Source organism: Vibrio sp. SCSIO 43155, assembly GCF_023716605.1.
GTDB lineage: Bacteria > Pseudomonadota > Gammaproteobacteria > Enterobacterales > Vibrionaceae > Vibrio > Vibrio harveyi.
Genome location: NZ_CP071853.1, coordinates 1,436,149 through 1,449,096 on the forward strand (window position 1 = coordinate 1,436,149; position 12,948 = coordinate 1,449,096).

Consider the following 12,948-nt stretch of genomic DNA (forward strand, 5'->3'; position numbering starts at 1 on the left):
TTGGCGCGATTAGGCGATGATTTAACCTTCAATTTACTCTTTAGCATAAGGGTAGTTTTCAAACATTTTCGTGACTTCTTCCGAGATCAACTCTTCGCGCTTTTCAGTACTCATTGACTCGGTGAGCTTACGGCTAGAAACCCCCTTCCACACCACTTGATTGGCTTTAGTATCGACAAGCTCAACGACCAATTTGCCGTACTTCTTCTCTTTGTAACGCTCAGGACTGGACGTCACCACACCAAAACTGTTCCAACCGTAACCGACACTAAAACTTGAACCAGAAGATACGATCTCCGATTCTTTGATAATGTCGTGGTGCACATACAGATCACCGCCGCTTTTCACGCGCGACATTCCTTTTGATTCCAGTTGAGCTGCTAACCCTTGCTCAATGCGACGAGCATCCAAACTGGTTGGGGTGTCTGATTGTTCACCAAAATCAAACGTCTTGTAGGATGAGAAATCCGCTTGCTTGTCAACATCAGTGGTTACCGTGGTACAAGCAACCACCGAGATAGCAAACAACATTGCCAATAAACCTTTCCACATACTCTTTCTCCTCTCTCTATCGAGCCGGTCTCTCGGCAAGTTGTGGTATTCAATCTTACGAACCTGAGAAAATATTGAATCATTTCAACATTTAGTCTTGACCATGAATGCCAAGTGTTCAAATTCAAGACGTAATAGAGACTAAGAACAGAGTAAAACACTGGTTGAGAAAGAGAGTGAAATCGTATTCAGAGCGACATATTGCCAACAGTGCTGTGCGCTTTTTGAACGAATCGGTATTTATTTACTCACTAAGCAACTTATTGAGCAAAAAAGACTTTTCTTTTGCACTCAATCTGGCATATTGAATGAGTCCTATCGATGCGCGGGCATCGTATAATGGCTATTACCTCAGCCTTCCAAGCTGATGATGCGGGTTCGATTCCCGCTGCCCGCTCCAAGCTTTCCCTAAGCTAACTTTTTATCAGTTCCCTAAAATACCCTTTAAACTCGTACTTCATTGCTATCATGCTGTGGCTGTAATCGATCTCTGTATTTGCTACCTCTAACTGCAGGCATAAAAAAGCCCCTGCAGAGTGCAGGGGCGCGTCTTCGTTATTGTGTTCCCCATATCTTTGGGGTTAATCCAACTGAAGTGTCGTGAACGTGTCGTTTTTCAGCCCGCCACCAGCGCGTTTCTTCATGGTGACCTCAACCGATCGCTTCCCTTCATTGATGCGATAACGTATGGCTTGAGCGAGATATTTATCATTTCGCTTGAAGTCCCTAGCATCAATCTTTAACGTACGATTCTGACGATTCACCGTGCAGCGGTAATCCCAATCGTTTTTGCCATTTTTCAAAGCCAGCAAAATACGTTGACCCGATGTTCCCGCTGATTTAATCCCGCGAGGCTGCTTATCAATAGCCAGTGCCAACCCTGCTTTACACAACTGATCTGCACTAAAAGCAGGTGCTGCGTATGCGTACCCAGAGCTGAGCATAGCGGCGGTCATCGTTACAATTGAGAAAACTCGATTAAATGTCATCGTCCGTTCCTTAAAACTTACAAAACAACGTACGCATTAAAACAACATCACCGAACACTGTCAAGCATTAATGGTATGGCGTTTAGTTAATCATTCAGAACAGTTACTCAATTGTATCGGACGGTGGAGCAAACAAGCACCGCCAGCGCTGACGCCAAGACAAATTGGGACGGGTCACCTCTTTGAACATGTCTTTCCATTCTGCAAACGTCACGGTAATAGGATTAAAGCTGTTAACGGGCTTTGAGATGCCATAACGGACGGTTTCTACTTCAGGCTCGAACGTCCCGAACATGCGATCCCAGATAATCAATACACCAGCGTAATTTTTATCAATGTATTGACGATTCACACCATGATGAACTCGGTGATGGGATGGTGTATTGAAGACCCACTCCAAAGGGCCAAGGGACCGAATCGACTGAGTATGAACAAAGAATTGCAGACCAAGATTGAGCAGTACAACAAACACCACCCATTTAGGATCAAATCCAATAATGACCAGTGGCAACCAGAATAACCACATACCCGCTAGTGGGTACATCAGGCTTTGGCGAAATGCGGTACTGAAGTTCATACGCTCTGAACTGTGGTGCACCACGTGCGCTGCCCACATCCAACGGATACGATGGCTTGCTCGGTGGAACCAATAATAGAAGAAATCTTGCAAGACCATGAGTAACAGGAAGGTAGAAACCGTCATCTCGATATCAAACAAGCGCCAACCAAACCACCACAAATACAGTTTAGCGATCAGCAGTCCTGTTAAGATATCTGTCGCTTGATGAAGCCCAGCCAATACAAAGTTACACACGACTTCTGGCAAGTAATATCGCGCACTCTCAGGTAATCGACCACCACGTTGCCCAAACCAATATTCTGCCGCAATACAAAGAAAGAATATTGGTGCGAGCAACATCAACAATAAATCAGGATGTTCCGTAATCTGTGACCATTCCATAGTCCGTTCCTACCATTTCGCGTAATGATCTTCGGTGAGCCCCATCACCTCATCGAGTTCGTGTTTAATGCCATTGTCATCAATCAAATAACCAGAAAAGTAACCGACAAACTGACGAAAGTTACTCTTCAAAAACCAGAAGTTCTTTTTCTCTGATCGTTGATTTTTAGGCTTGAAGATCAAGTCGATGCGCTTGTCTTGTGAGGTAATTCGCCATGACGCTTCTTGATGCATGCGAGAAAACTCGAACTGTACAGGCGGCATCAAGTGGCGTTCGCCATCAATCCATATGACGTTTTCACAATACCCAGTTTCATTCACACCAGCCGCAAGGTTCAGTCCTATCCGTTTGTCTTCCCTTTGGTGATTGATGCTCGCCCATCGCCAACTGGTCTCTCTGCGCATGTAACCAGCAGAGAAATCATACCCAGCGACTGCGTTGGTGAGATCTTGTGGCTGCCCTTTCACACTCATTTGACCTTGTATAGCGAGCGCGTTGTGTTTTTGAGTGTAGGGTCCAGCCCGAATATGCTGTTGGCGTGCAGAGCATCAAAGGCAAACTTTCTGGCTCAGGCGTTAACCTTATGTCAGCTTGAATAAGGTCTGTTGAAAGCTGTATGTGCCAGAGTCCATTTTCAATGTTGAACTGGATGGTGTCACTGGCGAGATAGGCTTGGGCTGTTCCAACTAGAAGGTTGTGTTTGATAGCCCATATTGAGCGGCTTTAGCCACTGCTGCTCAACAAGTTCATGAGTTTCGATATCAAACACATAGCAAAAGCCAGACGCCAAATAGCGAATATCAGCAATCGCGACACCAATGATGTATTTCTCTGTCACGATCGAGATGAACTGGAATTGCTTATAGTCGAATCGCTTACGCCAACTCGATGCAGGCTGGTCCATCTCATTAAGATACTGAAACGCATCCAACTGAAGCGATTCGGGAATCGATGCTAAATGACCAAATTGAGGTAATCCATTCGCTTGAATAAAGGGATTCAAAGGCGTTTGCACATCCATGCTCGCTATTAATCAATGACACACCATTCGATATTAACATTAATTTAACAACAAACAGTTTGCGCCACTGCACAACATTGATTCACATACCGACTTAAAATGAACCAAAATGTGAAACCAGTCACCCATATTCAAACTATTAAACGGTTAATTAGAGCTTTATACCCAAGTAACCTCGAGATGCTAGGTTCAGCGAGACTGACTTGGTTTGTAGACGCGGCGGCGATTTAAAGGTTTAGTGGGTCTAAATCAAGAATCGGCAACAAAGTATACAAGCCAAGGCAGCTCGCCCTTTGGGAGCGTGTCATTGACCCGATTGCTGCGTCAAACAACTTGGAAAGAGCTGGCTATTACACTGCGTTGTTTTCCTTGCTCTCGAATCAATGACAACACTCTGAATCCTGCATCTTGAAGTCACTTGGGTATAACTTAGGTTACACAACAAGCAAGATTATGAAAGCTTCACCTCACTAACGCTTTTAATGGCTCATTCTCCTAATCCAATAACTCTGTCACGACGTCGGTCTTTACAGAGTTAGCGATAAAGCAGTTTTCATGTGCCATATGATGCATTTTTTCTAACTGTTCACGTGTCGGCTGTTTGTCTCCTGAAAAGACAATGTTTGGTCTAAGTGTCACTTTTGAAACCCACTCTTTACCATTTTCTCCCGTTGTAAGTTCGCCAACCGCTTCATCTACGTAGGAGTCGATCACATAACGGCGTTTAGCAGCAATAGAGAGAAAGACCAGCATATGACAGCTTGAAAGTGCCGCAATAAACGCTTCTTCTGGGTCCACATTCTCAGCTACAGATAAAGGCAATGGAACAACATGAGGAGATGGCGAAGCAGGAACACAAAGCCCACCATCAAACTGCCAAACGTGCGCTCGGCTGTATTGATTATCACTGAAAATTTCGTCGGTTTGACGTTGCCATTTAATCACTGCGGTATGTTGACTCATTGCAATTCCCTGCCCTGTCGTTTCGCACTCCAAAAGGAGATGATTTCAAAAGAGAGCTAAGTAGACCACAACCTAGGGCTTACTCCCACTCACAAGGCAGAAAATGCGGGTATAGAGCGATCAAATCACTTGGTTTGAATCTGTTTGTTGCTTTCGGCAACGGTCAATCAAACGCTGCCCTTGATGAATATTAACTTGCAGTCGGTTGATCAACTTTTGCAATTGTTCAATATCAGGAATCTGCTTGTTCTTAACTTGAGTTTCGATTTCTAGCGCCTGATTCGCCAGTGTGTCTAACCCAAGATTCAACGCCATCCCTTTAGCGGTGTGCAAGGTGCTGTAAAGTGACGATAAGTCTTCTGCCATGAAATACTCAATCAACTCATCAACCGATTTTTCGAAATCATTCACTATGCTTTCAAGCAGATCTAACAGTGCATCAGGCTCCTCTTTGAGCATTTCTACCGTCTCAGAATGAGTCAGCTCTTCTTCTGTCAGTCTCAGCCTCTCAATTGGTTCACGATGTAACTCAACCACGTTTTCAGCTTGATCCGATACGTCATTTTGCACAGGTAAACGAGAGGCAAACTGCTTGAGCGCATCAGCAAAGCTCTCTCGCTGCAATGGTTTGGTCAGTACATGGTCAGCACCCGCGTCGATAAAGTTATCGTGCGCTTCTCTAAACACATCGGCGGTGTAAGCAAACAATAAGGTCTTCACACCAAGCTTCTCTCGGATAAATCGCGTCGCCTCAACCCCATTCATCTCCGGCATGTGATTGTCCATCAGTATCAAGTCATATTGGTTCTCTTGTGCTTTCTTAGTCGCAATCAAACCATTCTCAGCAATCTCGACCGTATGCCCTAACTTTTCACAGAAACCTTTCGCTACAATCGCATTCACACGGTTGTCTTCGGCAAGGAGAATGTGCAGATTGCGTTTATTTTCCTGCTGTTGCTCGGCTTTGGTGTTTGGCATTGCCGGCTGTTCTTTCTCTACCCAAGGGATAGGAAGATCCACTAAGAACTGAGTCCCAATGCTCTCAACACTCTTGAGCTTAATCTCTCCACTCATCAATTCAGTGAGCTTTTTGACAATCGCGAGACCAAGCCCTGTACCTCCAAACTTACGCGTGGTAGAGGTATCAGCCTGTTCGAACGAGTTAAAAATGCGACCTTGTTTATCTTCCGGAATACCAATACCAGTGTCGTTCACCGAGAGGAGAAGACGTTTTCTTTGTTCATCAAGCTCAGCGCGGATCAATACATGCCCATCACCCGTAAACTTCACGGCATTGCCTGCGAGATTGAACAAGATCTGTCGAATACGCGCGCAGTCACCGTTAAACTCGATGTTTTCTGGCACTTCGTTCTCGACGTAAAGCTGAATGTTTTTCTCTTCGATTAAAGGCTGAATCGCACTACAAACTGGGGTTAGCACTTGAGGTAAATTGAATGGTGCGGCTTCTAGTTCCAACTTGTTCTCTTCAACTTTAGAAAAGTCCAAAATGTCATTGAGAATCGTCATGAGGTGTTGACCAGAGTCCAAGATCACTTTTACATGCTCTTTGGTTGTCTTTTCTTGAGTTTCGCTGGCGATGATTTGCGAAATGCCCAATACACCATTCATTGGCGTTCTTAACTCATGGCTCATGGTTGCTAAGAATTGTGACTTGGCTTTTGCCGCACGTTCCGCCTTTTCTGTCGCTTCAGTTAATTCGTCATTGAGATGTTTGAGCTTATTCACACGATGTTGAGTTTGCAGCACAAATACGGTTACCAATAAGATGATGGACAAAAGAACAAACACCCATGTGAGTCGAGCTTCACGCTGTGCGATCTCAAGTAACTGGTGTTCAGAATACTCAACAAACTCAAAATAATGGCTTTCTAAAATCTTGTTAGTAAGCAACTCTATCTTTCGCTCACTTTGGCGCAGTCGATTCAAGAACAATGAGATGTTTTGACTTTGAGGGTTATCGCCTTGTAATGCGGCATTGGTTAGAAAGTTAAAATAGTGCTTCTCTAACCAAGAGTCATCATTTTGCGCCGCAAACTGACGTTGATAAATATTGTGTAGAGTGAGTGACTCGTACTGGTTTGCAACTTGAACACCAATTAACATGTCCAGGGTTTGCGTCGCATCGCGAACCTTACCATCAAATTGAGCTACGATATTTTTTACACGATTTTTCGTAGGCGTAAATTCAAACCAAATTGACTGTTTGAAAACCGTACATAGATTCTCGGCGGCAAGTTCAAGCTCAACCAAACTTTCGGTAATTTCGTACGTTTTTCTCTCTTCCATTGAATAGCGATTGACGACTCTGTCTCGGGCTTCTATCAAATGGTGACCAATTTCAGAAAGCGATGCGTGCAACCCTTGAGTATTTTTTGAATTCACATGGCTCATGCACGCTAACACCGCCATTACGGCAATAACGACGAATAAGGCGGCGTTCACTAAACGGAATTTATTCATTTTCAAACACCTCCAAAATTGCAGGTCTTGGGGCGCTCAAGGTCTTAAGGAAGGCTTCGATATCTGCCACGTTATCGTCGCTCATCGTTACACCCAATTGAGTCTGCGACATGATTTGTATGGCATCCGATAACTTATCAATTTGCCCATTGTGAAAGTAAGGGCTGGTTTGTCCTACATTCCGTAAGCTTGCCACTCGAAAGTAGAACTTGTCTTCTCCATCAGAGGTTCTTAAATGCCGTCCTGTGTCGAGGTTGTCATCAGGTACTTGAAAATAGCCAAACCGTTGAATCATCGCCCCACCAATATTTCGTCCTTGATGACATTGAACACAACCCACTTGCTGAAAAGTCTCCCAGCCTCGTATTGCCTGTTCATTCATAGCATCTGTCTCACCAAGCAAATAAGCATCAAATGGAGAACTTGGTGTCTGGAGCCCTTTAACAAACTCCACAATTGCACGCTTAATGTTGTTCACATCAATACTTCGGTTATCCGCTTGCTTAAAAAGCGCCTGATATGACGGCTTGGTCTGAACATATTTTTCTATCTCTTCCCAATTAGAGTCCATCTCCAATGGGTTTTGAACTGGACCATCGATCTGAGCCATTAGCGAGTTTGCTGTACCATCCCATAGAAATCGATAATTTAAGGCGGCATTAAAAACGGAGATTGAATTGCGAGTGCCAACGCCATGCACCCCAGTAGAAACAGGTGTCAATTCTGCCCCATTCGTCGAGAGATCATGGCAAGTCTCACAACTGATCGTGCCATTAGATGAAAGCTTTGGGTCTCGGAACAAGTGCCAACCAACTCGAGCTAGATCCATGTCGATCGTAGGTTTGCCATCAATTGGTTGCACCAACTGAAAATTCACTTCGTCATCATGCGTAGTACCAGCAATAGCGAAAGCGCAAAAACCTATCATCAAACATCCACATAACCCTTTTGTGGTAAGCCTTTTGTTCATAGTTCTGGGTATCCTTACCTAACCTCTTAATATGAACTTAGTTGCTTTTGATTTTTTTTCCATTACTGCCCGTATGGATATTGAGCACCCTCCCATAACTTATTGATTAATCGTGCGCAAGTTTGCACAAATCCCCCTCTTTAATATCAAGCAGAACTTGTCGACAGGACAAACATCCTTGATTGGCGGAAAGTGGCGAAAAGCTATACGATTCCGCCCCCTTTTTTGGATTCCGTCCTTGGCTGGAAATTTGAACCTAGTGAAACTTTTCGCTTTCATCACCGCATTACTTACTACTCTTTCATTCAACGCCTTTGCTCAAGACTTTCTGAGCTTTGAAGAGAGAGAGTTTCTAAACAACAAAGAATCACTAAAAGTCGGTGTTCTCGAAGGTGACTGGCTACCCTATTGGGGAGACCTAGCATCAAAAGAAGGCATCAACATCGAATACGCGGAATCTATGTTGCACGACTTGCATGTTGGTGCTGAGTACGTGCCATATAAAAGCCTCAACACTTTATTTGATGGCTTGGAAAGCGGCGAAATCGACTTAACCGTCGGCTTTGTTGCGACTCAAAAACGTGCGCAACGCTTTCTGTATTCTCAACCTATTTTCAATACGCTAAGACTGATATGGCTTCGAGATGACAGCCTCGCAGACAAACCTCTTGATGAGCTGAAATGGGTTTGTGTTAAAGATTCCAGCGCGTGCGACCAAGTTCACGCTCTGGGGTTCAAACACGTTCATGCTGTTAAGAACAACTTAATGATGACAGCATCACTCAACAGTGGCGCTGCTGATGCTGCTGTCGTGGGTCTCTCTACACTGAGTTCTTACGGCTTTAAAAATCCGAATGGTGAACTTGTTGGTAAGGTGGTTTACAACCGATCTCTTAAACCGGGAGAGGTCACGGTGTTTACTGGCAAGAACTCACCAAAGCTGATGAGCATCATCGACAAGTACATTAAGCACTCGAAAGAGTCTAAACATAGTCGTTTACACATTGAAGCCAACATCAACATTCTTCACAACGAGTTGATGTTGGATATTTTGAAGCAGCAACAAGGGCACAAAACAGTTCGTTATACGATTCAAGATAACGTATACCCATTGTCTTACCTCGACCGAGAAACAGGTGAGCTAAAAGGCTATGTCCATGACTTATTAAAGCTTATGGAACAAAAGAGCATGATCAAATTCGAATACGTGCCAACAAATGGGCGTGATGTCGATTTGATGCTTCAAGAAAAGATGGTCGATTTACTGCCTGCAAGAAACATCAACCTAACAGATAAAAAGCGCTTTATTACCACTCGCACACTTGGGTTCCTTCAATATGGTTTTATTGAGTCACTCAACGAACGAGCGAAGAAATCCGTCGCGATTCTGGATCGTTCAGGGAACTTCTACCCTCATTTTCTCGAGCATCCAGAATATGAGTTTGCTGCGGTCTATAGAGAGTTTGACTGTTTGATGAAAGCGTTTGAAGACGGCGACATTTCTCACGCATTCGTCAACCAAAGCCTGATTGACAATCATTACTACGGTGGTCAAGGGGTGAAGTTTAAGCCAGCGACACCACCCAACGATATGCCGTTGAAAATCAAATTGGGTATGGAGTTAAGAAAAGACTCGGAGTTTCTGCGCAGAGTACTAAACACGGTACTTAAGATCACGACCGACGCTGAACTAAAACAGTTAATGGATCGCCACAATAAAGTAACGGTTCAATACGGTGTCGACAAAGAAACCGTCGTCATTTGGGCGTTGGGTGGCGTCTGCCTTTTATTGGTTGCAGTACTGATTTACATCGTTAGAACCGGACATCTGACTCGAACCATCAAACGCAAAGAATACGAAACTCAGATTCGCCAAAAGCAAAACAAGTGGTTGTCGTCCGTACTGGATCAACTGCCCAATAAAATTCTGATATCGGATGACAATAACAAGCAGATTCTGGCAAACAAGCCGTTTATTAACATGCTTTCGCGCTGCAATGTCGATAAGAGCATTCCAGATGATGAACGAGAGCAAGTGCTCAAGTTGACCCGAGAGTGCGTAAACACAGATTCAGAAAGCTCAGAAACGTCTTTATGCTCTTTGGGAGACAAACACTACCGCGTTCGTAAGCAGACCCTACTCCACCCGGAAGAAGGGGCTCAATATTGCATGACGGTTTTTGATGACATCAGTGAACTTAAACAGAAAGAAACCGCACTGAAAGCATCCAACTTAAAGGCAATGCAAGCGATCGAGGCTCGCGAGCATTTTCTAGCCGTGGTTAGTCACGAACTCCGCACCCCAATCGCTGCAATGTTGGGCTTAATGGAGTTGTTAGAACAAGATTTAGAACGTTCAGAAAGCAAAGAGCTGCTAAAAAGCGCAATGCAATCTGCAGAGCGATTACAGCTGCACGTCAACGACATTCTAGATTTTTCGAAGATTGATGCGAACCAACTTCAGTTGGATGTTCATGCAGGCAATGTTTATCAAGAGCTTGGTTCAACATTAAGAAGCTTTGAGAAAGCCATAGAGCAAAAATCGTTAGCGTTTGAGTTGAACTGGACTCCGACGCCGCATGCGTTGGTGGTTCTTGATTGGTTGCGAGTCAACCAGATCATCAATAACTTATTGAGCAATGCCGTTAAGTTCACCGAACACGGTAAAGTCATTGTGAGCGTCCATGTCAGCAAAAATCAGCTTGAATTTAGTGTACAAGACACTGGGTGCGGCATGAGCACGGCGCAATTGGCTGCTCTTTTCCAACCTTTTGTCCAAGGGGATAAAAGTATCAGTCGCCGCTTTGGGGGAACTGGGCTTGGTATGTCTATCGTCAAAAGCTTGGTCGACATCATGGAGGGCAGCATTAAGGTTGAAAGCCAAAAAGAGCAAGGCACAACCATCAAGGTGCAACTTCCGATGACCAGTCAACCGCTTGATTTGACTGCTTTGGTTCCGGTTTATACAGAAAGCAACCAAGTCCAGCGTTGGCTGAATACATGGCAAGTCACGCTAGATGAATTTGAGAGCAAGCATCATGTTGTCGAGGTAGATCCGCATTACTCTAATGTGTATCCCGATTTGATTTTGCAGAAATTGAACCGTAATACGACCACGCAAAGCCCTTTGGAACTAACAGAAGCGTATCATTGGGATGGTCGTGTGTTAGTCGTCGATGATGATGCTATCAATCGACTGCTATTTAAGCGTCAGTTTGAAAAGCTGGGGGTTAATTGCCAGCTTGCAGCCAGTGGCATCGAAGCCATTGAGGTGTTAGAACAAGCGCAAGGCGACAATACGATCACCTCTTTTAGTTTGGTGATTACTGACTGCCACATGCCTGATATGGACGGCTACCAACTGACTAAGGCACTCAAAGCAGATAGTAAGTTTGCCTCTATTCCCGTTGTAGCGTGTACCGCAGAAAACTCACGTAATGTGATTGAAAAAGCGGAACACAATGGCATGGAAGCAGTACTGTTTAAGCCATACAACTTGGGCGATCTACAAGCCTTATGCGAGCAATACTTATCGAGAGCGTTTAACAGTGAGCGTCAAGAAGGCTGGCTTGAAGACTACAGCTACGAAGAAAAGCTCGAAATGGCACAGGTGATTTGTGAGGCTTTGAGCAATGATATTGCGTTGATTCAATCTGGAGAAGAAAGCCTCAAGTCCATCGCGCACCGCATCAAAGGATCAGCCGCCGCCCTCAACTTAGTCCAGCTTGGATATGTGGCAATGCAATGTGAGTCTTCAGTAGGCAGTGAGCAAGAAACTCAGGCTCGCACCGCGCTTATTAACGAATTAGCAACCATAGTCAGTACCACACAACAGTGGCTGGAAATGAGTGAGAGCAATTAATTGAATATTTTGATTGTTGAAGACGATCGACTACAAGCAACTAATCTTAAGATTTTGCTCAATCGTCTGTTTGAGGGCACGATTACTATCGTCCATCGAGGTGCTGAAGTCACGACCATTTGCGAGACTCAGCCTGTCGATCTGATGTTCTGCGATATTGATTTGCCAGACATTAACGGGGTGAACCTGTTGTCCAACCTAGCAGAAAGCGCTCGCCCTAAAGGTGTCGTGATTTTAAGTGCAATGAGCCAAGATGTGGTCGAAATCACCTACAACATGTGTTTGTCTGCGGGTTATGGCTTTGTTCGAGCGTTAACTAAGCCGATCTCTCATCAGCAGTTGAATCAGATCTTTAATGAGTTCAAACAATACACATTGGAAGAACAAGTGGTGTCCTTGCCCATTTTGATGGGTAGGGATGAAATTAGCACTGCTTTTGAGCAAGGTTGGTTTCTCAACTATTACCAACCTCAATACTCCGCGAAAGATAACCGCCTGATCGGCGTCGAAGCATTGGTGCGTTGTCGACATCCACAACACGGCATTATTGCACCCGCACAGTTTATTACTGAGATTCAGGCTCGTAACGAGTTAGATAAGCTGTTCTGGATTGTATTAGAGAACGCGCTGCAAGACATGTCTCAACTGAAGGCAAATATCAATTTATCGGTAAACATGAATCAAAAAACACTCAAGCAACCTATGAGTGCTCGCTTGTTTGCGTTGTGCGATCAATACCAAATCGCACCTGAACGCATCACGCTTGAACTCACAGAGGACGAAGTATACGACTGCAGCGTCACGTCCTTGGCGAATCTCGCTAACTTACGTTTAACAGGCGTTGGCTTAGCGATTGACGATTTTGGTACGGGTTACTCATCACTCAGCCAACTGGCAACACTGCCATACACCGAGTTGAAAATTGACCGTCAGTTCATCAAAGATGCGTTGACGAACTTCAAAAGCCAGCAGATCACCATATCGAGCCTACATCTAGCTAAGTCTTTGGGGCTTAAGTCAGTGGCAGAGGGTGTGGAAGACACTGAAACGTTAAGTTATTTGCGCGAACTTGGTGTGGAACTGTACCAAGGATTTGTTCGCTGTCGCCCTATTCCCTTTGAGCAGTTGGAAGCTTTGATCTAATTCTA

General features: G+C 44.5%; 8 protein-coding genes, 1 tRNA gene and 1 pseudogene. 3 read left to right on the forward strand and 7 right to left on the reverse strand.

All coding sequences use genetic code 11. From position 1 onward, the window contains the following. Positions 1-33: 33 nt before the first annotated feature. Entirely contained in the window at positions 34-552 is a 519-nt protein-coding gene (locus J4N44_RS23280; protein ID WP_252045265.1) for a DUF4136 domain-containing protein, read from the reverse strand. Positions 553-877: 325 nt separating this feature from the next. On the opposite strand from J4N44_RS23280, the gene J4N44_RS23285 reads away from it, so the two are divergent. Further along, positions 878-952: transfer RNA gene (locus J4N44_RS23285), tRNA-Gly, on the forward strand. Positions 953-1,133: 181 nt separating this feature from the next. Here the strand turns inward: J4N44_RS23285 and J4N44_RS23290 are convergent. From J4N44_RS23290 to J4N44_RS23315, 6 genes and pseudogenes are all read right to left on the reverse strand, one after another. Beyond that, complete coding sequence (locus J4N44_RS23290; protein ID WP_074051372.1) at positions 1,134-1,541, reverse strand: hypothetical protein; 408 nt, start codon at positions 1,539-1,541, stop codon at positions 1,134-1,136. 103 nt (positions 1,542-1,644) lie between these two features. Beyond that, positions 1,645-2,502: a sterol desaturase family protein gene (locus J4N44_RS23295; RefSeq protein WP_005452272.1), complete on the reverse strand. Its 858-nt coding sequence runs from the start codon at positions 2,500-2,502 to the stop codon at positions 1,645-1,647. A 9-nt stretch (positions 2,503-2,511) separates the two neighbouring features. After that, positions 2,512-3,524, reverse strand: a pseudogene (locus J4N44_RS23300) (DUF2804 domain-containing protein). A gap of 495 nt (positions 3,525-4,019) precedes the next feature. Then, positions 4,020-4,487, reverse strand: coding sequence for an OsmC family protein (locus tag J4N44_RS23305; RefSeq protein ID WP_005452274.1), 468 nt, complete (start codon positions 4,485-4,487; stop codon positions 4,020-4,022). Between the two features lie 120 nt (positions 4,488-4,607). After that, complete coding sequence (locus tag J4N44_RS23310; protein WP_017190713.1) at positions 4,608-6,968, reverse strand: ATP-binding protein; 2,361 nt, start codon at positions 6,966-6,968, stop codon at positions 4,608-4,610. Further along, a complete protein-coding gene (locus J4N44_RS23315) occupies positions 6,961-7,938 on the reverse strand; it encodes a cytochrome-c peroxidase (protein WP_252045266.1) in 978 nt (325 codons plus the stop codon). The genes J4N44_RS23310 and J4N44_RS23315 overlap by 8 nt, the downstream gene beginning before the upstream one ends. A gap of 259 nt (positions 7,939-8,197) precedes the next feature. On the opposite strand from J4N44_RS23315, the gene J4N44_RS23320 reads away from it, so the two are divergent. Beyond that, complete coding sequence (locus J4N44_RS23320) at positions 8,198-11,800, forward strand: ATP-binding protein (RefSeq protein ID WP_252045267.1); 3,603 nt, start codon at positions 8,198-8,200, stop codon at positions 11,798-11,800. Further along, positions 11,801-12,943: an EAL domain-containing response regulator gene (locus J4N44_RS23325; protein ID WP_252045268.1), complete on the forward strand. Its 1,143-nt coding sequence runs from the start codon at positions 11,801-11,803 to the stop codon at positions 12,941-12,943. Positions 12,944-12,948 lie beyond the last annotated feature (5 nt).

What these genes read in the sequence shown, in the direction of transcription:
- J4N44_RS23305 (WP_005452274.1), bottom strand. Translation starts at nt 4,487, where the DNA reads ATGAGTCAACATACCGCAGTGATTAAATGGCAACGTCAAACCGACGAA.
- J4N44_RS23295 (WP_005452272.1), bottom strand. Translation starts at nt 2,502, where the DNA reads ATGGAATGGTCACAGATTACGGAACATCCTGATTTATTGTTGATGTTG.
- J4N44_RS23280 (WP_252045265.1), bottom strand. Translation starts at nt 552, where the DNA reads ATGTGGAAAGGTTTATTGGCAATGTTGTTTGCTATCTCGGTGGTTGCT.
- J4N44_RS23290 (WP_074051372.1), bottom strand. Translation starts at nt 1,541, where the DNA reads ATGACATTTAATCGAGTTTTCTCAATTGTAACGATGACCGCCGCTATG.
- J4N44_RS23315 (WP_252045266.1), bottom strand. Translation starts at nt 7,938, where the DNA reads ATGAACAAAAGGCTTACCACAAAAGGGTTATGTGGATGTTTGATGATA.
- J4N44_RS23310 (WP_017190713.1), bottom strand. Translation starts at nt 6,968, where the DNA reads ATGAATAAATTCCGTTTAGTGAACGCCGCCTTATTCGTCGTTATTGCC.